Annotated in this window: 19 protein-coding genes; 11 read left to right on the plus strand and 8 right to left on the minus strand. The window is 67.7% G+C overall.

The window, feature by feature from the left end:
• Positions 1–34: 34 nt before the first annotated feature.
• Together ACXJJ8_RS04025 and ACXJJ8_RS04030 are read left to right on the plus strand one after the other, a co-directional pair.
• The gene (locus tag ACXJJ8_RS04025) at positions 35–2,602 is read left to right on the plus strand and encodes a DUF2339 domain-containing protein (RefSeq protein ID WP_499027096.1); all 2,568 of its coding nucleotides are present in this window, start codon (positions 35–37) and stop codon (positions 2,600–2,602) included.
• Positions 2,599–3,954, plus strand: coding sequence for a DUF3999 domain-containing protein (locus ACXJJ8_RS04030; protein WP_499027097.1), 1,356 nt, complete (start codon positions 2,599–2,601; stop codon positions 3,952–3,954). The genes ACXJJ8_RS04025 and ACXJJ8_RS04030 overlap by 4 nt, the downstream gene beginning before the upstream one ends.
• Here ACXJJ8_RS04030 and ACXJJ8_RS04035 read toward each other — a convergent pair whose 3' ends face one another.
• Complete coding sequence (locus tag ACXJJ8_RS04035) at positions 3,955–4,848, minus strand: DMT family transporter (RefSeq protein ID WP_499027098.1); 894 nt, start codon at positions 4,846–4,848, stop codon at positions 3,955–3,957.
• A 110-nt stretch (positions 4,849–4,958) separates the two neighbouring features.
• On the opposite strand from ACXJJ8_RS04035, the gene ACXJJ8_RS04040 reads away from it, so the two are divergent.
• A complete protein-coding gene (locus ACXJJ8_RS04040) occupies positions 4,959–5,843 on the plus strand; it encodes a LysR substrate-binding domain-containing protein (RefSeq protein ID WP_499027099.1) in 885 nt (294 codons plus the stop codon).
• Here the strand turns inward: ACXJJ8_RS04040 and ACXJJ8_RS04045 are convergent.
• A complete protein-coding gene (locus ACXJJ8_RS04045) occupies positions 5,840–6,199 on the minus strand; it encodes a TfoX/Sxy family protein (protein ID WP_499027100.1) in 360 nt (119 codons plus the stop codon). The two genes, ACXJJ8_RS04040 and ACXJJ8_RS04045, sit on opposite strands and share 4 nt — an antisense overlap.
• Before the next feature lie 17 nt (positions 6,200–6,216).
• On the opposite strand from ACXJJ8_RS04045, the gene ACXJJ8_RS04050 reads away from it, so the two are divergent.
• The 3 genes from ACXJJ8_RS04050 to ACXJJ8_RS04060 are packed head-to-tail and all read left to right on the plus strand — an operon-like array spanning position 6,217 to position 9,487.
• Positions 6,217–7,200, plus strand: a complete 984-nt coding sequence (locus tag ACXJJ8_RS04050) for an EamA family transporter (protein ID WP_499027101.1) — start codon at positions 6,217–6,219, stop codon at positions 7,198–7,200.
• A gap of 34 nt (positions 7,201–7,234) precedes the next feature.
• Positions 7,235–8,830, plus strand: coding sequence for an AAA family ATPase (locus tag ACXJJ8_RS04055; RefSeq protein WP_499027102.1), 1,596 nt, complete (start codon positions 7,235–7,237; stop codon positions 8,828–8,830).
• A 6-nt stretch (positions 8,831–8,836) separates the two neighbouring features.
• Entirely contained in the window at positions 8,837–9,487 is a 651-nt protein-coding gene (locus ACXJJ8_RS04060) for a general secretion pathway protein GspB (RefSeq protein ID WP_499027103.1), read from the plus strand.
• Here the strand turns inward: ACXJJ8_RS04060 and ACXJJ8_RS04065 are convergent.
• Entirely contained in the window at positions 9,484–9,840 is a 357-nt protein-coding gene (locus ACXJJ8_RS04065; RefSeq protein ID WP_499027104.1) for a cupin domain-containing protein, read from the minus strand. The genes ACXJJ8_RS04060 and ACXJJ8_RS04065 overlap by 4 nt on opposite strands.
• A 157-nt stretch (positions 9,841–9,997) precedes the next feature.
• On the opposite strand from ACXJJ8_RS04065, the gene ACXJJ8_RS04070 reads away from it, so the two are divergent.
• From ACXJJ8_RS04070 to ACXJJ8_RS04080, 3 genes are read left to right on the plus strand one after another with little or no spacing between them, the layout of a single operon-like run.
• Entirely contained in the window at positions 9,998–10,393 is a 396-nt protein-coding gene (locus tag ACXJJ8_RS04070; protein ID WP_499027105.1) for a DoxX family protein, read from the plus strand.
• 13 nt (positions 10,394–10,406) lie between these two features.
• Positions 10,407–12,623: a M1 family metallopeptidase gene (locus tag ACXJJ8_RS04075; protein ID WP_499027106.1), complete on the plus strand. Its 2,217-nt coding sequence runs from the start codon at positions 10,407–10,409 to the stop codon at positions 12,621–12,623.
• Positions 12,620–13,585, plus strand: coding sequence for a hypothetical protein (locus ACXJJ8_RS04080; protein ID WP_499027107.1), 966 nt, complete (start codon positions 12,620–12,622; stop codon positions 13,583–13,585). The genes ACXJJ8_RS04075 and ACXJJ8_RS04080 overlap by 4 nt, the downstream gene beginning before the upstream one ends.
• 469 nt (positions 13,586–14,054) lie before the next feature.
• Here the strand turns inward: ACXJJ8_RS04080 and ACXJJ8_RS04085 are convergent, their stop codons facing one another.
• On the minus strand, positions 14,055–15,848 hold the full coding sequence (locus tag ACXJJ8_RS04085; RefSeq protein ID WP_499027108.1) for a DEAD/DEAH box helicase: 1,794 nt from the start codon (positions 15,846–15,848) through the stop codon (positions 14,055–14,057).
• Between the two features lie 77 nt (positions 15,849–15,925).
• Here ACXJJ8_RS04085 and ACXJJ8_RS04090 point away from each other — a divergent pair, with 77 nt between their 5' ends.
• The gene (locus ACXJJ8_RS04090; RefSeq protein WP_499027109.1) at positions 15,926–16,144 is read left to right on the plus strand and encodes an RNA-binding S4 domain-containing protein; all 219 of its coding nucleotides are present in this window, start codon (positions 15,926–15,928) and stop codon (positions 16,142–16,144) included.
• On the opposite strand, the gene ACXJJ8_RS04095 is transcribed toward ACXJJ8_RS04090, so the two are convergent.
• Together ACXJJ8_RS04095 and ACXJJ8_RS04100 are read right to left on the minus strand one after the other, a co-directional pair.
• Positions 16,145–17,602, minus strand: coding sequence for a hypothetical protein (locus ACXJJ8_RS04095; protein ID WP_499027110.1), 1,458 nt, complete (start codon positions 17,600–17,602; stop codon positions 16,145–16,147).
• Positions 17,603–17,645: 43 nt separating this feature from the next.
• Complete coding sequence (locus ACXJJ8_RS04100) at positions 17,646–18,815, minus strand: COG3904 family protein (RefSeq protein ID WP_499027111.1); 1,170 nt, start codon at positions 18,813–18,815, stop codon at positions 17,646–17,648.
• A gap of 133 nt (positions 18,816–18,948) precedes the next feature.
• Between ACXJJ8_RS04100 and ACXJJ8_RS04105 the strand changes: the two genes are divergently transcribed.
• Entirely contained in the window at positions 18,949–20,259 is a 1,311-nt protein-coding gene (locus tag ACXJJ8_RS04105; RefSeq protein WP_499027112.1) for an aminotransferase class V-fold PLP-dependent enzyme, read from the plus strand.
• 3 nt (positions 20,260–20,262) lie between these two features.
• Here ACXJJ8_RS04105 and ACXJJ8_RS04110 read toward each other — a convergent pair whose 3' ends face one another.
• Complete coding sequence (locus ACXJJ8_RS04110) at positions 20,263–20,727, minus strand: hypothetical protein (protein WP_499027113.1); 465 nt, start codon at positions 20,725–20,727, stop codon at positions 20,263–20,265.
• 245 nt (positions 20,728–20,972) lie between these two features.
• Positions 20,973–21,167, minus strand: a complete 195-nt coding sequence (locus ACXJJ8_RS04115; RefSeq protein ID WP_499027114.1) for a hypothetical protein — start codon at positions 21,165–21,167, stop codon at positions 20,973–20,975.
• Between the last annotated feature and the right edge of the window lie 41 nt (positions 21,168–21,208).

Genomic DNA, 21,208 nt, shown 5'->3' on the forward strand with positions numbered 1-21,208 from the left:
GAATGCGCGGGTCATCCAGGGGAAGGGGACGTCCGTGGAAAGTCTGTTGGGTTTGGCCGCGCTCGTCCTGGCCATCATCGCCATTAGTAACAACGGCAACGCGAACAAGCGCATGTCGGCGCTCGAACGCGAGCTGCAACGGCTGCGCGACCTGCTTTCGCAGCGGCCCGCGGCAGCTTCGCAGCAACCGCAGGCGCCGCCGGTCGCGGCGCCGATCGCACCGCGCGAAGCCCCGCCTCCGCCGCCGAAGTCCCGGCCAACCCCGCGCCCCGCGTTCGAACGCGCCCAACCGGCGCCGGACGTCATCGGCCAGGGCATCGACCGGATCAAACGCTGGTTCACCGAAGGCAACGTGCCGGTGAAGATCGGCGTCCTGGTGTTGTTCGCCGGTGTCGCGGCCCTGCTGAAGTACGCGACCGACCAGGGCTGGCTCAACGCGCCGATCTCGCTGCGCCTGTCCGTTGTCGCCGGCGTCGCGATCGCCGCGCTCGTCTTCGCGTGGCGCAAGCGCGAAACCAATCGCGTGTTCGCCCTGAGCCTCCAGGGCGGCGCGATCGGCATCCTGATGATGGCCGTCTTCGCTGCCTTCAAGTTGTACGACCTGGTGCCCGGCAACGCGGCGTTCGCACTCACGGTCGTGCTGGTGTTCGGCGCGGGCGTGCTCGCGGTGGTGCAGGATGCCAAGGCGCTGGCGTTCTTCGCGGTACTCGCCGGTTTCCTCTCGCCGTTGTGGCTCTCGACCGGCGGCGGGAATCACGTCGCCTTGTTCACCTACTACGCGGTGCTCAACGCGGCGATCTTCGCGATCGCGTGGTGGAAGTCGTGGCGCGTGCTCAACCTGCTGGGCTTCGTGTTCACCTTCGGCATCGGCGGGGCGTGGGGCGTGCTGGACTACGCGCCGGACAAGTTCCGCACCACCGAACCTTTCCTGCTGCTGTTCTTCGCGTTCTATCTCCTGATTCCGCTCGTGCACGCGATGCGGCAGCCGATGGAGCGGCGCGATTTCGTCGACGGCACGCTGGTCTTCGCCACGCCGCTGGTGTGTTTCGCATTGCAGGCCGCGCTGATGCGCGGGGCACGGATGCCGCTGGCATTCGACGCGCTCGCGTTGGCGGGGATTTACGCGGGGCTTTCGTGGTTCGTCTTCCGGCGTGGCGCCAACCGCGTGCTCGGCGATGCGTACGCGTTGCTCGCGGTCGGTTTCGCGACATTGTCCGTGCCGCTTGCCTTGTCGGCGCGCGCGACGGCTGGCGTGTTCGCACTGGAAGGCGCCGCCCTCGCCTGGCTGGGCGTACGGCAGCAACGCGTGGTTCCGCAAATCGCGGCCTTCGTGTTGCACGTGATCGCAGCGGGTGCATGTCTGTCTGCATTCGGCAACGATCACGGCGTCGTCGGGCCCGCCATCGCGAATGGCCAGTTCATGGGCCTGCTGATCGTTGCGGTCGGCGCGCTGGCGACGGCGTGGGTGTATCGCCGCAACGAACAAATCCCGCAATTCTCCCTCTACTACGCGTGGGGCCTGGCGTGGTGGATCGGCGCGATCACGCGTGAAGTCCTCGAATTCGCGCCCGGCAATTCCGAACCGGACTTCCTGCTCGCCGCATACGCGGCCACCGGTTGGTTCGCGGCCGAAGCGCACCGTCGCCGCCCGACGACGCTGCTCATCGGCACGGCATTGCTCGCCATCGCCTCCGCGGTGCCGATGGCGATTGCGCAAACGATCCTGCACGACCAACCCTTCGGCGACGCGGGCGGGCTGGCATGGATCGCCTACGCGGTGTTCGGCATCCGCAGCCTGCATTGCCTGCGCACGGGCGAGCATCGCCTCGCATCGTGGGCACAGTTGCTGTGGTGGCTGGTGTGGCCGTTCGTCGCATCGCTCACGCTGTATTGGGTCGTCGATACGCTGCATCTGGCACAGGGTTGGGGCGTGGCGGCGATCGCGCTGCCATGGCTGGCGATGGCGACTATCGCGCAATGGCGTTGGCAATGGCTCGCCGCGCCCCTGCACGAGCGTTTCGACGAGATGGCGACGTTGTTGCCGGGCCTGGTCTTCCTCGTGCTCGCGATCGGGTGGGTCTGCAGCCTCGCGCTGCCCGGCGGCAGCAGTCCGTTGCCGTGGCTCCCCGTGTTGAACCCGATGGAAGTCGTGCAATTCGCAGCGCTCGCCCTGTTGTGGCATTGGTGTGCCTGGGGCACGGCGCCGGAGTGGCTCGCGCGCGTGCGCGTGCTGCTGACGGCCTTCGCCGGCTTCGCGTGGATCACCTCGGTAGTGTTGCACGCGGTGCACGCCTGGGGGGGCGTGGCGTGGGATGCGCACCTGGTCGGCACGAGCCTGGCGCAGACCTCGCTGACGGTGACCTGGAGCGTGCTCGGCGTGATCGCCTGGGTGCTGGGTTCCAAGCGCGGCCAGCGATCCCTGTGGCTCGCCGGTGCGTTGCTGATGGGCGTGGTGTTGCTCAAGCTGGTGCTCGTGGATCGGCACAATCTCGGCAATGCGCTCGGCATCGGCTCGTTCATCGCCTTCGGCCTGCTGTGCACGGTGGTGGGTTACTTCGCGCCGGCGCCGCCGCGCGCGCAGCCTTCGGAGGCGACGGCATGAAGCGTTGGGCGTTCGTGATCGCATTGCTGCCGGCGCTCGCCGTGGCGCAGGTGCGCGGGGATTACGCGGAACAATGGTCGATCGCCTTGCCGGAGGCGGACGCGGGTGCGTATCGCGTCGAGCTGGATGCGAACGTCTATCGCGCGATCACCTCGCCTGCCCTGCGGGACGTGGATGTCGTCGATGCGCAAGGCCGGTCGGTGGCCGCCGATGTGTTCGGGCCGGATGCGCCGTTGGCCTCGCCGCCGCGATTCGTATCGGTGCCGTGGTTCGTCGTGCGCGCGCCGCGCGGCGAAGATGACGGCGGGCTTTCGCTGATCGCGCGACGCGATACGACCGGCCGCATCCTGTCGATCGAAGCGCAGGTCACGCCAGGCAATGGCGATGCGCCGGCGCCGCGTGCGTTCCTGCTCGACCTGAGCCGTTGGCCCGAAGGCGTGGAAGCGCTCGTCTTCGATTTCCCGATGGGCGCCGACGTGCAGGCGGCCTTCCGCGTGGAAACCAGCGACGACCTGCAGGTGTGGCGCACGCTGCATCCGCGCCTGCAGTTCCTGGATCTGCAGCAGTCGGGAAGTCGGCTTGCGAAGAACGATGTTCCGCTCGGCATGCCGGCGAAGTACGTGCGACTGGTGCCGCTCGGCGACGAGGCGTTCGCGTTCGACGACGTGCGTGCGCGCATCGCGATGCCCGCGGGCGAACGCAACTGGGCGTGGGAAACCGTGCAGGGCCGCGAAGGACGCGAACACGGTCGCGTGACGTATGCGTTCCAATCGCCCGGGCGCTTTCCGGTGGAGCGTGCGGACGTGATCGCTGGCGGCAACGCGGCGGTGGAATGGCGGCTGGAGAGTCGCGACGACGACGATGCGCCGTGGACTTGGCGCGCCGGCCCGTGGGTGGCCTTCCGCGTCGCGGCGCGCGATGGCGCGACGACCTCTGCGCCCGCGTCGATCGGTGGGGCACCGGTGCGCGATCGGCAATGGCGGCTCGTCGCCGAATCGGGCACGCCCTCCTCGCCGCCTGCGCTGAAACTCGGTTATCGGCCGGAAGTCGTCGTGTTCCTGGCGCAGGGCACGCCGCCGTATGCGCTCGTGGCGGGCAGCGCGCGCGCGATGCGCGGCGATGCGCCCTTGCCGCGCCTGGTCGACGCGATGCGTGCGTCGAAGGGCGAGGACTGGCAACCGATGCCCGCCTCGCTCGGCGAGCCGACGCAGCGCGAGGGCACCGCCGCTCTGGAGCGGCGGACGACGCCCGAAGATTGGAAACACTGGATGTTGTGGGTGTTGCTGATCGTGGGTGCCGCAGTGGTCGCAGGCTTCGCGATCACGCTGTTGCGCAAGCCACCGGTGCGTTGATCACTTCGCTTTCTGGCTGAAGGCCACGCTGCCGAGGATCAACGCGCCGGAGGCGAGCATCGTCCCGGTCACGGCTTCACCGAGCAGCAGCCACGCCCACACCACCGCGAACAACGGCACGAGGTAAGTGGTGGTCGCAGCGCGCGCAGGACCCACGCGCGCGATCAGCCGGTAGTAGAAGACGAACGCGAAACCGGTGCACAACACGCCCAGCCCGGCGGCAGCGCCCCACGCCTTCGTGGAAATCGCATGGTCCGGCCATTGCGCGATCGCGAACGGCAGGACGAGCAACGCCGACGCACCGATCGTCGAGGCAGCCACCGCCGCCGCCGGCAATCCGGTCACGTGGCGACGCACCAGGTTGATGCCGAATCCGTAGAGCACCGCCGCGCCCGTGCCCGCGGCGACGGCCCACCCGATGCTCGCGCCTTCCGTTTTTCCGCTCGCCAGCACGACCACGCCGGCGAAGCCGACCAACAAGGCGATCGTGCGCCGCAGGCTGATCTTTTCGCGGAAGAACAGGAACCCGACCAGCGCGGTGAACAGCACCGTCATCGAGTTGCAGATCGCGCCGACGCCCGCCGGCGAACGCTGCGCCGCCCACGCGAACAACACGAAGGGCACGGCCGAGTTGATCGCGCCGATCAGCGCGAGCTTCGGCCAGATCCGCTTCGGGAATTGCGCGCGCGCCCGCCACAGGAACGGCAACAGCACCAGCGCGCCCAATGCAAGCCGGACCTCGACCAGCGCGGCGGCGCCGAATTCGGGCGCGGCGACGCGCATGAACAAGAACGAGGCGCCCCAGACGGCACCGAGCAGGCCGATCTCCGCGGGGGTGATCCAGGCCGGCGTGGTGCGCGCATCGATAACGGGGGAAGACGCGAGCGTGTTCATCCGGGGTAGCCTCAAAAATGGCTCTTGGCAGGCGGTGCATTGTCCGCTTCCCCGTAGCCCGTACAAGCGCATACTTTCGACGCCAGACACAAACCAGATTTGAGGCTCCCATGGTCCTGCGCCCCGATTGGCTCCCCGCCCTCTCGGCCTTCGAATCGGCCGCCCGCCACCAGAATTTCGCCCACGCGGCCGAGGAACTGAACCTCACGGCCAGCGCAATCAGCCACCACGTGCGCAAGCTCGAATCGCGCCTGGGGGTCGCGCTCTTCCAACGCCACGCGCGCGGGGTGACCCTCACCGCCGAAGGACGGCGCCTTGCGGATGCATCGGGAAGCGCACTGGCCGACATGGAAGGCGCGCTGCGCACGCTGCGCGGCGACCGCGACGAAGAACACCGCGTCCGCATCACCACCCTGCACTCGCTCGCTTATACGTGGCTGCTGCCACGCCTGCCCGGCTTCGCGTCGAAACACCCGGACATCCGCCTGGCCTTCGATACCGAAACCGCGCTGGCCCGCTTCGACGAGGGTGGCCTGGATCTCGGCATCCGCCATGGGCCCGGGCACTGGCCGGGCCTGTCGTCGCATCGATTGATGGACGAGGTGTTGTTCCCCGTCGCCTCGCCGCGCATGGCGGGCATCGAAGGCATCGCCACGCCCGCCGACATCCCGCGCGTGCCGCTGCTCCTCGACCACGCGCGCCAAGGCTGGCACGACTGGCTCCGCTTCGCCGGCGTGCACGGCGCCGCGCTCGACGAGCGTTACAGCTTCAGCGATACGACCGACGCGCTGCTCGCCGCCGCGAACGGGATGGGTGCGGCGCTCGCGCGCGAACGCATCGTCGTGCCGTATTTGCGCGACGGGCGCCTGGTCGAACTCCCCGGCCCGCGCATGGCGGCGCGTTGGGGCTATCACATCGTGTATCCCGCGCACCGGCGATTGCGGCCGGCGGCGCAGGTGTTCGTCGACTGGTTGCTGTCGGTGGCGCCCGACTAAGGCTTCTTCGCGCGTGGCTTGCGTGCACGCTTGATGGGCTTGCGCAGCGCCGCTTCGTTCGCGCGCCGCGCCCACGGCAGGAAGGACTGCGCGGAGTCCATCGCCTCGGCGGGAAGCGACCAATAGGACATCGGCACGGTCTTTCCGCGGGATTCGTAGACGAAGGGCGCGCAGCCCTGTGCTTCGAACGACGGCCGCGTGATGTCGTCGACCTTCACGTACAACGCATCGTCGATCACGATGCCGATGATGCGGCCTTCGAAATACACGCCGTGCCCGCCGAACATCGCGCGCGTGGAGATCGGGCCGAAGTCCGCGGACAGCTCGTGGAGATAGTCGAGGAAGTCGTCGCTCACGCCGCCATAATAGCCGCATGCCCAACGCCCCCGCCCTGTCGCCCGAAGCGCGTGCCGCGCGTTCGAAAGCCTTCTTCCAGATCCACCTGTGCGTGGTGCTGTGGGGTTTCACCGCGATCCTCGGGAAGGCGATCACGCTGCCGGCCCTGCCGCTGGTGTGGTGGCGCATGGTGCTGGTGGTCGCCGCGCTGTTGTTGATCCCGCGCGTGTGGCGCGGCATTCGCGCGCTGTCGTGGCGCCTGCGCGGCGCGTATGCGGGCATCGGCGTGCTCGTCGCGCTCCACTGGCTGACGTTCTACGGTTCGATCAAGTTGTCGAATGCATCGGTGGGCGCAACCTGCATCGCGCTGGCGACGGTGTTCGTCGCGTTGATCGAACCGCTGGTCGCGCGCACGCGGTTTTCCAAGCGCGACCTGCTGCTCGGCGTCGCGGTCCTGCCGGGCGTGGCGCTGGTGGTCGGCGGCGTGCCGGCCGGGATGCGCGCGGGCATCGCCGTGGGCGCGCTGTCGGCCTTCTTCGTCGCGATTTTCGGCGCGCTCAACAAGCGGCTGGTCGAACATGGCGATCCGCTCACCGTCACCACGCTCGAACTCGGCGCTGGCACGATCGCGTTGACCGCGCTCATCCCGGTGTTGCCGCTGATCCCGGGCACGGCCGGTGCGTTCGCCGGCGAGGTCTTCGCGCTGCCGGGCGGGCGCGACCTGAGCCTGCTGCTCGCCCTGTCGCTGGCCTGCACGTTGCTGCCCTTCGCGCTCTCGCTGGCGGCGCTGCGGCACATGAGCGCGTTCGCGCAGCAACTGGCGGTCAACCTCGAACCGGTCTACGCCATCGTGCTCGCGATCCTCCTGCTGGGCGAACAACGCGAACTCACACCGGCCTTCTACGCCGGCGTGGCCATCATCCTGGCGGCCGTGTTCATCCATCCCCTGATGGGCAAGCCCAGGCCGCTGTCGCACCCGGAAGTCCTCGCGGCCTCCGAATCCAAGGGCGCGGCCGAATAGCGCACCCCGCCTGGTTTCTGGCACGCTGCGCGGCATGTATCTCGAGCATTGGTCCCTGCGCGAACCGCCGTTCTCGATCACGCCCGACCCGCGCTTCGTGTTCCTCAGCGAGCGCCACCGGGACGCACTGGCGCACCTGTTGTTCGGCATCGGCCAGGGCGGTGGCGGCGGATTCGTGCAACTCACGGGCGAAGTGGGCACGGGCAAGACCACGCTGTGCCGCCTGCTGATGGAGCAACTGCCCGAGAACACGCGCGTCGCGCTGATCCTCAATCCGCGCCTGTCGGCGATCGAGTTGCTCGAAACCCTGTGCGAGGAATTGCACCTCGACATCGCGCATGCGCGCGGCAGCACGAAGGCGCTGGTCGATGCATTGAATGCGTACCTGCTCGATGCGTATGCCAAGGGCCTGCGCGTCGTGCTGATCGTCGATGAAGCGCAGAACCTGTCGGTCGACGCACTCGAACAGGTGCGTTTGCTGACCAACTTGGAAACAGATACGCAGAAGTTGCTGCAGATCATCCTGCTCGGGCAACCGGAACTGCGCGAGATCCTCGCGCGCGGCGACATGCGCCAGCTCGCGCAACGCATCACCGCGCGCTACCACCTGATGCCGCTGGATGCCAATGAAACGGCGGCGTACGTGCGGCATCGCTTCCGCGTCGCGGGCGGGTTGCATTCGCCCTTCTCGGCGAATGCGGTCGCGCGCATCCACAAGCATTCCGGTGGCGTGCCGCGCCTGGTCAACGTGATCGCCGAGCGCGCGTTGCTCGGTGGATATGCGCACGACACGCTGGCGATCGAAGCGCAGGACATCGATCGCGCGGCACGCGAGGCGCTGGCACCGAGGCGACGCGATGCGCATCCGTTGCGCTGGGTCGCTGCAGCAAGCGTTCTCTTTGCGGCCACCGCAGCGTGGTTCTTCTGGCCGCGCACACCACCGGCCGAAGCACGTGCGACGCCCGTGGCGAAGGCGGTGGTCGCGAAACCCGTGCCCGCGAAGTCGCCGTTCAAGCCCATCGCGGTCCCCACGCTCGCGGCCGATGCGCTCGCCGCGCGCGTGCAGGCGACCGACGCGAAGGATGTGTCCGCGTGGCAGGCCTTGCTTTCGCAATGGCAGTCGACGGCCGAAGCGACGCTCGCCGCGGCGTGCCCACCTGCGGTCGAGCCCGGCCTGTATTGCCTGCGCGGCACGGCGAGCCTGGACAAGTTGTTCGCGCAAGGGCGGCCGGCGTTGCTGCGCTTGCGCGCCAATCGCGCGTCGACGTGGGCGTTGTTGCTCGGCGCCGATGCAGTGCGCGCACGCGTGCGCCTGGGCAACGAGACGTTCGACATCGAGCGCGTCGCCCTGCAGGACGCATGGACGGGCGAATACGCGGCCTTGTGGCGCGGGCCCGAAACGCTCGTCGACGTGCCGTCCTCCGACGGCCGCGGCCCCGCCGTCGATTGGGTGCATGCGCATCTTCCCGGATACACCGGCCCGGCACTGCTCGACGACGCGATGCGCGAGGCCGTGCGTGGCTTCCAGCAATCGCGCGGGCTCGCGCCCGATGGCGTGGTCGGGCCGGAAACGCTGCTCGCCCTCGCCGCGCGCGACCCCGGCCCCCGCCTTCGCACGACCCTGGACTGAACGCCGATGTCGCTGATCCTCGAAGCGCTGCGCAAGTCCGAAGCCGAACGCCGTCGCGCGGTCGTGCCCGATCTGCTGGCCGAACCCGCGGTGGCCGCGCCGATCGCGGCGACGCCGCCGCAACGGTGGCCGTGGATCGCCGGCGCCCTGGCGATCGCCGCGGTGCTCGCGTGGTTCGCGATGCGCGACCGCGGGCCTGCGCCGATCAGCGTGGTGCCGGAGAGCGACACGCCAGTGCTCGCGCAGCCCGCGCCTGCAGCAGCGATGCCGACGGACACGCAACGCGCGGCGCCTGCGTTGCGTCGGCCGATCGTGGTCGCGCCGCCGGCACCCGCGAAACCTGCGCCGATCGCGGATGTACCGCCGCCGGTGATCGCACAACCGCCGCGCATCGAACGCACGCCGGCGCCCGCGCCCGTCGCGATCGACATGACCCAACGCGTGTCGGACCTCGGGGCCGAAGAACGCAAACAACTTCCCCCGCTGAAACTCAGCATGCACATGTGGAACGATGTTGCATCGCAGCGGTTCGTGATCATCGACGGCACGCGCCTGCGCGTCGGCGACCGCCTCGGCGCGCTCGTCATCGCCGACATCCAGCCCGATGGCGTGCTGCTGGACTGGAACGGTCGGGCGCTCAGGTTGCCGTTGAACTAACGCGTTTTCCCCGGGCCTTTCGGATCCCCGTCCTTCGCGAACGCCGGCGGGTAATAGAAGTTCAACGTGCGCAGCAACCGGCGGCCCGTGTTGCGTATCTCATGCTGCTCACCCCGCTCGATCACGATCAACATGCCCGGTTCCAGCGCGACCCGACGCTTGCGGCCTTCGACCTCCACGATCGCCTGCCCACGCCCCTCCACCACGAACAACCACTGGTCCGCGCCGCGATGGCGGTTGTCCGGCCCACCTTCCGAATCACCCGGCGCAATGACCATTTCCGCGGCCTGCGCCTTGCGCACTTCGAACGCGACCCGGAAGCCTTCGGCGAACTTCAAACGCTTCGTGCGCATTGCGGCTTCCTGTCCTGGACAGGCGACCACGATCCCGCACCTCCCGTCGAGGCCCGGTGCATGCGACAGCGGGCGCGGGCGGGGCTATGCTCGGCGAGTGGCCGATCCGACAGGGGCGTCGGGATCGGCACCTGACATTTCAATCCAAGGGGGAGTAATGAACCAGAACACCCAGAACGATTTCGGGCGATTGATCCTGCGCGTCGCACTCGGCTTGCTGATCTTGCTGCACGGCATCGCGAAACTGCGCGGCGGCATGGGCGGCATCGTAGGCCTGGTCGAATCGCATGGACTGCCGGGAGTCCTAGGTTACGGCGTGCTGCTCGGCGAAGTGGTCGGCGCACTGATGCTGGTCGCCGGCTTCTACGCCCGCATCGGCGCGCTGCTTGTCGCAGCCAACATGCTCTTCGCCTTCGCCCTGGTGCACATGGGCGACATCGGGCACCTCAACGAGCAAGGCGGTTGGGCGCTCGAACTGCAGGGCATGTACCTGTTCACCGCGATCGCGCTGGCCCTGCTCGGGCCCGGGCGGTACAGCGTCAACGGCCGCTGAGAGGCGCACACACATGAATCCATCCATTCGTCTCCCGCGCTGGGCCGTCGGCCTGGCGCTCGCAAGCGCGTGCGTGCTCGTCGCCACCGCGCAGGTCGCGACGGCGCCGGTCGCGCCCGCAACCGCGGCACCCGTGCTTGATGACATTCCGTTCGCTTCAGCCAACCCCACTGCCGTCACGGTGCCCAGCGCACCGAACGCCTGGGGCGGCGCGCGCACCGGCGCCGAAGAAACCTTGTCCGACCGCGTGGTGACATACAAGATCGAAGCGACGCTCGATCCGAAGAAACACACCATCGACGGCAAGCAGCAACTCACCTGGCGCAACCGCAGCGACCGCCCGGTGAAAGCCGTCTACCTGCACCTGTACCTCAACGCGTTCGAAGGCCCGGGCAGCACGTTCAACACCGAAGAGCGCAACAACCACTTCGGGTTCCGCAGCGAAGTGAAAACCGAGGAAGGCGGCTACGGCTACACGCGCCTGACGAAGGTCGTGCAGAACGGCGCCACGGTGCCGTGGTCCTACGTGCATCCCGACAATGGCCCGTCGACCGACCGCACCGTCGTGCGCCTGGATCTGCCCGAAGCCGTCGCCGCCGGCGCTTCCACGACGATCGACATGGACTTCTTCAACCAGCTGCCGCGCGTGGTTGCGCGCACCGGTTACTTCGGCACCTTCCACCTGGTGGGCCAGTGGTTCCCGAAGATCGGCGTGCTGGAATTGCCGGGCGAGCGTGGTGCCACCGCGCCGCGCTGGAACGTGCACGAATTCCACCTGCACAGCGAGTTCTACGCCGACTACGGCCTGTACGACGTGTCGATCACCGTGCCGAAGGACTACACCGTCGGCGCGACCGGCGAGTTGCAGGGCACGCCGGTCGAACACAAGGGCATGACGACGCATCGCTACGTGCAGGGCGACGTGCACGACTTCGCATGGACCGCCGACAACCGCTACGCCAGGCCGCTCGACGGCGTGTACAACGGCGCGAACGGCCCGGTGAAAGTGCGCGTGCTCTATCACCCGGAATACGCGAGCAACGCAAAGCCCGTGCTCGACGCGACGATCGAATCGCTGACGTATTTCTCGAAGACCCTCGGCGACTATCCGTACAAGACCGTCACCGCCGTCATCCCGCCCTACAACGCGGGCGAAGCCGGCGGCATGGAATATCCGACGTTCTTCACCTCGGAAAGCTACAAGGACGTGACCAAGGGGCGGCTGGAACAGTACGCGCTCGACTTCGTGACGATCCACGAGTTCGGCCACGGGTACTTCTACGGCATCCTCGGTTCGAACGAATTCGAAGAACCGATGCTCGACGAAGGCCTGAACGAATACTGGGACCACCGCCAGATCGTCGCCGCCAACCAGCACGCGACCGCGCAGACGTGGCTGACGAAACTGGTCGGCGTGGACGTCGGCCTGGGCGAGTGGGAGCAGCAGCGCCTCGGCGCGATGACGGGCGAGCCCGCCGACCCGATCGGCAACAGCGCGTGGGACCGCATGTCGAGCAACAGCTACGGCACGGTGTACGCGCGCACGGCGACGGTGATGCACGACCTGGAACAGCAGGTCGGCAAGGACGCGCTGGAACGCGCGTTCAAGCAGTACTACGCGCAGTGGAAGTTCCGCCACCCTTCGATCGCCGACTTCCGTGAATCGATGGCCGAAGGCACGGGGCAGCGCGCGCTGGTGGAGAAGGTGTTCGCCGAGCAGGTCTACAACGTGCGCAAGGTCGACGACCGCGTGACCGAGTTCGAGAGCGACGAGATCCTGCCAGAACCGGGCCTGGTCGAAGTCAAGGGCAAGGTGGTCGAGCGCAAGCCGTCGGAAATCGACAAGTCCATCTCCGACGCGCGCGATGCGTGGAAAAAGGCGCATCCGAAGGCGAAGGATGGGGAAGGCCCGTTCGAGTACGCCACGTACATCGTCGTTCGTCGCGCGGGCGCCGTGGTGCCGCAGACGGTGCTGGTGCGTTTCGAAGACGGTACGTCGCAGACCTTGCGCCTGCCGGGTAACGGCGACAAACGCTGGGCGCGCTGGCGCCTGGTGACGAAGAGCCAGGCGGCGTCGGTCGAAATCGATCCGGAGCATCGGGTGTTCCTCGACAAGGACCGGCTCGACGACAGTCGATTGCGGGAACCCGACAGCTCGGCCACGCGCCGCTGGACGGCGGACATCGCCGGCTTCTTCCAGTCCCTCCTCGCCCTCCTGGTGACCGTATGAACACGAACGATCGCAAGCTGGGCGCATTGAGCGCCCTGGTCGGCGGCCTGGGCCGCGCGTTGCAATGGCGTTTGCTGTTGCTGTGGGCCGTCGGCCTGTTGTTGCCGACGCTGGTGGCGGTGCTGCCGATTTCGATGGCCTTGTCCGAGCGGCTGGATTATTCGGTGCATGCGAAGGAGATCGCGGAGCGGTTCGACCTGGCATGGATGATCGAAGTGTTCTCGCCGATCATGAAGTACCAGGGTGCGGCCATCGACGCCGCGGGCATCACGGGCGTCGTGATCGCGTTGCTGTTGTCGCCGTGGTTGACGGGCATGGTGGTCGCCTCGATCCGCGCGGGGCAGTCGTTGCGTTTCGGCAATCTGTTGCAGTTCGGGTTGCGCGAGTACGGGCGCATGGCGCGGATGTTGGCGTGGGCGATCGTGCCGATGGGTGTCGCGTTCGCGCTGAGTGCGCCGTTGAGCAAGTGGGCGCAGCACCAGGGCGAGACGGCGATCCTCGAGTCCAACGCCGACAACGCATCGCTGATCGTCACGATCGTGTTGGCGGTGTTGGTGGTGTTGGCGCATGCGACGGTGGAATCGGGTCGCGCGATGTTGGCGATCGATCCGGCGCGTCGTTCGGCGGTCAAGGCTTGGTGGCGCGGGGTGAAGGTGTTCTTCCGTCGGCCGGTGGCGGTGCTGGTGGTGTATCTCGGCACGATGTTGGTCGGCGAAGGGTTGGCGATCGCGCTCGGCCTGGCGCGTACGCGCGTGAGTGCGGCGTCGGTCGGCGGGATGGTGCTCGGGTTCCTGCTGGTGCAGTTGGTGGTGATGGCAATCGCGTGGGGGCGTGTCGCGCGCCTCTACGGGTTGTCGGCGCTGGCGCGCGATACGGTCGAGCGCACGGTGGTGAAGGTGCCGAAGGCTGCTCCACCTCCTGCGGTGGCGGAAGCCGCCAATGAGTCGCTGGCGGTTGCTTGATGATCAAAAACCCCCGCGAAAGCGGGGGTTTTTTTGTTGCCACCAGAGGGACGGAACCTCGCCCTCCGGGAAAGATGCATTGCTCGCCAGTCGGAGCACCCGTCGCCGCACATTCCGAATCCCATGTACATGCAGCTCGCCGCGAAGGCGCCGATGCCCGAGAGAGGGCATCGAGGAGAACGCGCGACTGGAGCTCGGCTCCGCGATGCCCTCGACGGGCAAGGCGCCGCCCTTCTGGTGTGCTGGCAATAGGCGCGCACCCATCAGTCATGGCGAACGCACTCACGCACGGGTGTCGAGCAAACCTGAAGCGTGGTGCGCAGCGGACGTCGCGTTGAAGGCCACATTGCGGAGCGTGCGCTCTTGCGGAGCAATGTGGCCTTCAATGCGGCGCGCCGCTGCGCCGCCCTGGTGCAGGCGAACGCAACGAACGAAGTCAGCTTTCAGCGCACCCGCTTTTCAGCAGGACTCAGCGCCGAGTCGGCGGCCCCTTCCGATGCGGCCGCGGCGCAGGCCGATGCGCAGGCAACGGCGCATCCCCGGCTTTGGACAACCGCATCATCTGCCCCGCCACCCGCACCTTCTGCAGATGCGTCATCAACTCCGGCGGCATGCCTTCCGGGAGATCCAGCAACGAAAAATCATCGTGGATATCGATCCGCCCGATGAACTTGCTCTCCAGATCCGCCTCGTTCGCGATCGCACCGACGATGTTGCCCGGCTTCACCCCGTGGCGATGACCGACCTCGATCCGATACGTCTCCATGCCCTCGGAAGGCGCCTGGCGCGGACCGACGTCGCGCTTCTCGCGCGGCGCACGCTCCGGACGATCCCCGCGCTCGAACGCAGGACGCTGCGGACGCTCGCCGCGCTCCCCGCGATCGAACGCAGGCCGCTCCTCGCGCGCCGCACGCGCCTTCTCCGGCGCGAGCAACAACGGCGAACGCCCCTGCACCATCTTCGCCAACGCCGCTGCGATATCGCCAACCGGGATATCGTGCTCACGCTGGTACTTCAGGATCAGGTCGCGGAACAAATCGAGCTCGTTCCCCTCGACCTTCAACGCATCGGTGATGCGATCGAGGAACTTCGCGACACGCTTGTCGTTCACCGCCTCGACGCTCGGCAACTGCATTTCTTCGATCGGCTGCCGCGTCGCGCGCTCGATCGAGCGCAACATGCCCTTCTCGCGCGGCGTCACGAACAGGATCGCGTCACCGCTGCGCCCGGCACGTCCCGTGCGACCAATGCGGTGCACGTAGCTTTCCGTGTCGTACGGAATGTCGTAATTCAGCACATGGCTGATGCGCTCGACGTCCAGGCCGCGCGCGGCGACGTCGGTCGCGACGAGCACATCGAGATCGCCGTCCTTCAACCGCTGGATCGTGCGCTCGCGGATCTTCTGATCGACGTCGCCGTTGATCGCGGCGGCGGCCAGGCCACGCGCGGCCAGCTTCTCCGCGAGTTCCTCGGTCGCCATCTTGGTGCGCGCGAACACGATCATCGCGTCGTACTTCTCGGCTTCCAGGATGCGCGTCAACGCATCGAGCTTGTGCATGCCGGCGACGAACCAATAGCGTTGGCGGATGTTCGCCGCGGTGCTGGTTTTCGAGGCGATGGTGACCTCGACCGGGTCGCGCAGGTAGGTCTGCGCGATGCGACGCACCTGCGAGGGCATCGTCGCGGAGAACAGTGCGATGCGGCGGCCGGGCGGCGTCTTCTTCAGCACCGCCTCGACATCGTCGATGAAGCCCATGCGCAACATCTCGTCGGCTTCGTCGAGCACGAGCGACTTGAGGTTCGACAGATCGAGCGTGCCCTTGTCCAGGTGGTCGATCACGCGGCCCGGCGTGCCGACGACGACATGCACGCCACGGCGTAGCGCCGACAACTGCGGCTGGTAGCTCTGGCCGCCGTAGATCGGCAGGACATGGAAGCCCGGCAACTTGGCAGCGTATTTCTGGAAGGCCTCGGCAACCTGGATCGCCAGCTCGCGCGTCGGCGCCAGCACCAGGGCCTGCGGCTTGGTCTGGGTGAGATCGACCTGCGCCAGGATCGGCAGCGCGAAGGCCGCCGTCTTGCCGGTGCCGGTCTGGGCCTGGCCCAGCACGTCGCGGCCTTGCAGCAGCGCGGGGATCGTGGCCGCCTGGATCGGCGAGGGAGACTCATAACCGACAGCATCCACCGCCGCCATCACGGCGGGAGGCAGGCCGAGATCGGCGAATCGCAGGGACGGGGCGGCTTCGCCGGCAGGGGTCGACATGGGCACTCCGGCCTCAACGGGGGGCGCTATTGTGCGCCCTTGGCCGTGACAGCGCCTTCCCCATCTTCAGGACCCCCATGCAACGCCTCGAATTCACCCTGGATGCCCACGATTTCGCCGAACTGCACCAACTGCTGAAACTCGTCGGGGTGGTCGACAGCGGCGGCGCGGGGAAACACCTGGTCGCCGAAGGCGCCGTCCAGGTCGATGGGGTCGTGGAGCTGCGCAAGAGCTGCAAGATCCGCGCGGGGTCGCGCGTGGTGGTCGGCGACGTCGGGATCGACGTCGTCGCCTGATTACTGGATCAGGGTCGCCCGCAGGAACGCCTCGCGCGAAATGCGGTAATCCGCACTCCCGCCCGGCATGCGCGCACGCACGTGCGCTTCGTTGGCGTCGACGGAAATCAGCAATGCCGTGCGCGGTGCGTTGTGCATCGTGAACACCTGCAGCATGTGGCCCTGCATCGCGGGCAGATCGTCCCATTCCAACCGGCCGCCCGGCGCCATTGCCGGCGTTGCGGTCGGCAAGGACGAAGCATATTGCGGCTGCGCGTGCGCGGCCGCATCGCTCGCCACCGGCGAGGCGAGGATCGCCGACTTCGACGTCGACACGCTCCCGACCGACGGCACCGTGCCGCCGTTTTCCTTCGTCATCGCCGCGAACGTGGCGCCGTCCCCTGCGTCGAGCGGGCGTGGCGCCGTGCCGCTGAATTGCACGTCGCCTTGCTGGCTGCCGTGTTCGAGCCGGGCGGACAGGCGCAACAACGCGCTGCCGTTGCGCCGCGCCTGTGCACGCTCGCTGCTGTGGAGCGGCGTGGCATAAGTGCCGCCGAACGCAAGCTGACCGCCATTGGCGGCGAAATCGCGATAGGCCGCGACCGTCCGCGCGTCCGCCTGCAGCCCGCGCGTTTCCAGCAAGCGCTGCACCGACATCACGTGGCGCGACACGAACGTCGCTTCATCGATCCCGTCCTGCCGCGCGCAGAACGCATTGCGCGCGCGCACGAAGCCCTGGTCGCTGACGTCCCAACGCTCCGAAACGGTCGATGTAGCCGCCTGCGCCATCGCCAACAGGCTCGTCGGCGCCGCGAGCGTCTCGACGCGGTCGTATTGCAGCCGCGAAGCGCCCGGCGTGTTGAGCACCAGGCGCGTGTCCACGCGGCTGTCCGCTTCGCGCAGCGAGATGTCGAACGTCGCGGGGCCGGCCTGCAGGCCCATGGTGTCCAGTTCCTCGCGCACGAAGAAGGCGTGGCGCGAACAGCCTTCGCTTTCGAAGGGCGAGGCGCTCATCGCGCCGATCGGCCCGAGCGTGCCGAGCGAAGGATCGAACCCCGCGCGGGTGGTGAACCCTTCGAAGGCGATGTGCCATTCGTCGAGTTGCGCTTTGTCGAGTTTGGGGTCGAGCAGGTTGCGGACGTAGAACATCCAGCCGCCCGGCGCGTGCACGCGCATGCGTTCGAAGCGCAGCGTGTTGGTGTCGCCGGCCCAGGTCTCGGACGTCGTATCGGGCGCGAGGGTGGGCGTGCTCAGGTAGACGGCGACGTCGTTGACGACCACGTCGCCGTTGGGGTCGAACCAGACCCGGCCCATCGTCGTGTCCCCGGCGCCGGTGAATACCAGCGAGAGGCTGCGTGCCGCGAATTGCTGCGCCTGCGCGTGCACGAGCCATCCGGCGCCGCCGAGTGCGAGCAAACCCGTGAGCAGGATCCAGCGCCCGCGTCCGGCGCGCGCGCTCTTGTTCGTCTTGCGCCCCATCGATCGTCCCCCGTTCCCCCCGGAACGGGGCACACGCTAGCACCTATTCACGGTGCTTGGCGGGCGTGGCTTCCGATTCCTTCACATCCTCAGCCTTGGTCGCGACTTCCAACGCCTTGTCTTCGGCGTCCTTGTCCACCGCGCCTTCGACCGGCTTGGCGTCGAGCGCCGCGAGCGGGCTGTCGGCCGGGCATTTGTCGTCGGGGAACCCGAACTTCGGCCGCAGCGCGCGGCCACAGTCGTTGATCGCGTCGACGCCGGTGTCGAGCGTGGCGCACTTTTGCTCGTACGTTCGATAGAAGCCGTCGAGCCGGCGGGCGAAGTCCAGGCCGCAGCGGCGCACGAGGCGGATGCGGTCCAGGTCTTCCTGCGCGGCGTTGCGCCCGGTGAGGCCGAACTCGCTCAGTTCGTCCTGCGTGAGCAGGCGCAGGCTGCGGTTGGGCACCGTCATCATGAAGTCGGCGACCGCCACGCCCGCGCCGTTGCGCTGCAGGTAATCCTTCATCGCTTCGTGCACTTCGTGCAGCTCGGCGCTCAACTCCGCGCGCGAAGAGGCTTCGGACTGGATGCGGATGATGCGGTGGATGCCAACCGCCCCGGAGATCACGCGGTCGTCCCCGCCGGCGAGCAACAGCACGCACGCGCTGTGGCACACCGCGTTTTCGCGCACCCAGATGGTCCAGCCGCCTTCGGCCATGATGTCGCCGGCGCGGATCGCGTCTTCGACCTGGCCGCCGCTGGAATCGATGTCGAGGATGCGCTGCGGGATGTCCATGCGCGCGGCCATGTTTCCGACGCGCTCGATCAGGTTGGTGAAATCCCCGGCGACGCGGCCGCGATAACGCAGGCGCACCACGCCCGCGTCCTTGCACGGCAGCATCGCGTCGAGCACGGAGAAGAACGACAGGTCGGAGAAGGTCTCGCCGTCGCCCTGTTCGACGTACTCGGTGCTGCAACTGATCGATGCGGTGCCCGACTCCAGCTTCGCTTCGGGCCACTCGGTCGTGCTGGCGATGTTCGCCTTCTTCTTCGGGGGCGGCGGGGGATCGACGGACACCGCGCCGAAATCCGCACTGTTGTCGGCGCTGGTCTGCGTGTTCGGCGTCTTCGGCGACCCGGCTTGCTCGGCCGTACAGCCCGCCACCACCAGGGCGGCGGCGAGGACGGCGGAAAACAAGGCGGGCCAGGTCAGGCGCATGACGGACTGCAACACGGGAAATGTTGCGGCCCAGTGTAGGCGTTGGGCGCCGCCGCGGATCGAATCGGGAGTGAACCGCGGGAAGAATTGTCCGTTCCGGAACCGGGCATGCGTTGCCCCGGAGGTCATCCGCCGCCGGAGCGCGTTCATGGACCTCACCCGCCGTCGCTTCCTCGCCGCGCCCGTCGCCCTCACGGGCACGCTGGCCGCCGGCTCCCTGCTTGCGGCACTGGAGGCGGGAAGCAAGCCCCTGCCCGATCTGTCGACCTGGGGCGCGGTGCGCGCGCAGTTCGCGCTCGACCCGGCCTGGGCGCATTTCGCCACGTTCTTCATCGCCAGCCATCCGGCGCCCGTGCGCGATGCGATCGAGACCTGGCGCAGCGCGATGGACCGCGACCCGTTCCACGTCATCGAACACGGCATGTTCGAAGAGGAGTCGGCGAACGTGCCCCTCAAGGTGCAATCGGCGATCGCCAGGTACATCGGCGGCCGCGCGGAGGATGTCGCGCTGACGCGCTCGACGACCGAAGGCCTTGCGCTGATCTACCACGGCCTGCCGCTGAAGGCCGGCGACGAAGTCGTCGTCACCACGCACGATCACTACTCGCACCACGAAGCGATCCGCCTGGCGAACGAACGCAGCGGCGCGAGCGCGCGCAGGATCAAGCTGTACGACGATGCCAAGGATGCGAGCGTCGACAGTCTGGTGTCGAACCTGCTCGCCGGCATCGGGCCGAAGACGCGCGTGGTCGGATTGACGTGGGTGCATTCGAGCACCGGCATGCGGTTGCCGATCCGAGAGATGGCGCAGGCCTTGAAGGCGAAGCATCCCGACGTGCTGCTCGTGATGGACGGCGTGCACGGCATCGGCGCGGTCGATGAATCGCTCGCGATACTCGGGCCGGATTACATCACGGCCGGCACGCACAAGTGGATGTTCGCGCCGCGCGGCACCGGCCTGTTGTGGTCCAACGCCGAAGGATGGGCACGCCTGCGCCCGACGGTGCCGAACTTCACCGAATGGGAGTCGTACAACGCGTGGGCCGAAGAACGCCCGGTGAATGGCCCGACCAATGCATCACGTGTCGCGCCCGGCGGCTTCCATGCGTTCGAACATCAATGGGCGGCGTCGGCGGCGTTCGAAATGCACGAGGCGATGGGCCGCGCGCGCGTGGCCAACCGCATCGCCGAACTCAACACGCGCATCAAGCAACAACTTGCCGGACACCCGAAGATCCACGTGCATACGCCGCAAACGCCGGCGTTGTCGGCCGGCCTGGTCGCGTTCGAAATCGACGGGATGAAGCCGGAAGACATCGTCAAGCGGCTGCGCGAGCAGAAGGTCGTCGCGAGTACGAGCCCGTATGCCGTCACGTACGCGAGGCTCGCGGGGAGCCTCGCTAACACACCCGAAGAAGTGGACCGCGCAACGCAGGCGGTGATTCGCCTGGCGGGTTGAGCGTCAGGCGACCCAGCGGCCGTTGCGCAGGCCGGCGAGGAGTGTCAACGCGTCGGGCTCGGCCTGCGATTCGATCACGAGCGCAGGCTTGATGCGCGTTGGCGGCGAGAGCAGCCAGTCGAGCGCTTCGGTCGTGGTGGTGAAGCGGCGGAAACGGAAATCGCGCGCTTGCGCCAGGCGTTCGACCGCCAGGTTGATGCGCGCGTTGTCCGGATACAGGTACGCGATGCGGCAGCCCTTGAGCTTGCGCTCGGTGGAAAGGCGGCGCGCGAACGCGGCACTGGTTTCCAGCGAATCGTTCGCGCAACTGGCACCGATCATGTCGACGAGGATGCGATACGGCCGTCCCTCTTCGATCTGTGCGATGACTTCATCGAGCGCGGCCTGGCGTTCTTCCACCCAGACCAGGCCCCAAAGCGTTAACACGGTCAGTCCCAGGTACTGGTTGACCTCGACTTCGTGCGGCATGGCAAAACCCCTGCAGGCGCACCACCCACCCCCTGCAGGCGATCGCGCCGGCATAGTGTCCCGTTCGATTTGCGTGGATGCGTCGAAGCGTGTCCCGTGACTTTGTACATTCGTGCACTGGCGCACGTTTTGCCACGGCAACTGTGCGCGCACGCACGCTTTGGGCTGAATGGATTCATGTCCTACCGGTAGCGCTCGGTTGAGCGCCGGTGGCGGTGCGCGAAACCCTGCGCGCGCGACTGCACTCAGTGCGCGGGGTCGGCCTCTTTTTCGGCGACCTGCTGCATCAGGCACTCGCCCGCAGGCGTGAGGCTGATGCCCTGCTCGCTGACGTCGACCAGGCCCGACTCGGACAACGCCTGCACGATGAACGGAAAGATGGGTTCTTTCCGCTCCAGGGCGTCGAGGATGAAGAGATATTCGTAATCGGTCGGCGACATGGAAAATGGATCGTCGGCTGCTGCTGGGGTGGAATCCTAGG

It is taken from the genome of Lysobacter sp. P5_C4 (assembly GCF_054049695.1).

What these genes read in the sequence shown, in the direction of transcription:
- ACXJJ8_RS04030 (WP_499027097.1), top strand. Translation starts at nt 2,599, where the DNA reads ATGAAGCGTTGGGCGTTCGTGATCGCATTGCTGCCGGCGCTCGCCGTG.
- ACXJJ8_RS04035 (WP_499027098.1), bottom strand. Translation starts at nt 4,848, where the DNA reads ATGAACACGCTCGCGTCTTCCCCCGTTATCGATGCGCGCACCACGCCG.
- ACXJJ8_RS04040 (WP_499027099.1), top strand. Translation starts at nt 4,959, where the DNA reads ATGGTCCTGCGCCCCGATTGGCTCCCCGCCCTCTCGGCCTTCGAATCG.
- ACXJJ8_RS04050 (WP_499027101.1), top strand. Translation starts at nt 6,217, where the DNA reads ATGCCCAACGCCCCCGCCCTGTCGCCCGAAGCGCGTGCCGCGCGTTCG.
- ACXJJ8_RS04055 (WP_499027102.1), top strand. Translation starts at nt 7,235, where the DNA reads ATGTATCTCGAGCATTGGTCCCTGCGCGAACCGCCGTTCTCGATCACG.
- ACXJJ8_RS04060 (WP_499027103.1), top strand. Translation starts at nt 8,837, where the DNA reads ATGTCGCTGATCCTCGAAGCGCTGCGCAAGTCCGAAGCCGAACGCCGT.
- ACXJJ8_RS04065 (WP_499027104.1), bottom strand. Translation starts at nt 9,840, where the DNA reads ATGCGCACGAAGCGTTTGAAGTTCGCCGAAGGCTTCCGGGTCGCGTTC.
- ACXJJ8_RS04070 (WP_499027105.1), top strand. Translation starts at nt 9,998, where the DNA reads ATGAACCAGAACACCCAGAACGATTTCGGGCGATTGATCCTGCGCGTC.
- ACXJJ8_RS04075 (WP_499027106.1), top strand. Translation starts at nt 10,407, where the DNA reads ATGAATCCATCCATTCGTCTCCCGCGCTGGGCCGTCGGCCTGGCGCTC.
- ACXJJ8_RS04080 (WP_499027107.1), top strand. Translation starts at nt 12,620, where the DNA reads ATGAACACGAACGATCGCAAGCTGGGCGCATTGAGCGCCCTGGTCGGC.
- ACXJJ8_RS04085 (WP_499027108.1), bottom strand. Translation starts at nt 15,848, where the DNA reads ATGTCGACCCCTGCCGGCGAAGCCGCCCCGTCCCTGCGATTCGCCGAT.
- ACXJJ8_RS04090 (WP_499027109.1), top strand. Translation starts at nt 15,926, where the DNA reads ATGCAACGCCTCGAATTCACCCTGGATGCCCACGATTTCGCCGAACTG.
- ACXJJ8_RS04095 (WP_499027110.1), bottom strand. Translation starts at nt 17,602, where the DNA reads ATGGGGCGCAAGACGAACAAGAGCGCGCGCGCCGGACGCGGGCGCTGG.
- ACXJJ8_RS04105 (WP_499027112.1), top strand. Translation starts at nt 18,949, where the DNA reads ATGGACCTCACCCGCCGTCGCTTCCTCGCCGCGCCCGTCGCCCTCACG.
- ACXJJ8_RS04110 (WP_499027113.1), bottom strand. Translation starts at nt 20,727, where the DNA reads ATGCCGCACGAAGTCGAGGTCAACCAGTACCTGGGACTGACCGTGTTA.
- ACXJJ8_RS04115 (WP_499027114.1), bottom strand. Translation starts at nt 21,167, where the DNA reads ATGTCGCCGACCGATTACGAATATCTCTTCATCCTCGACGCCCTGGAG.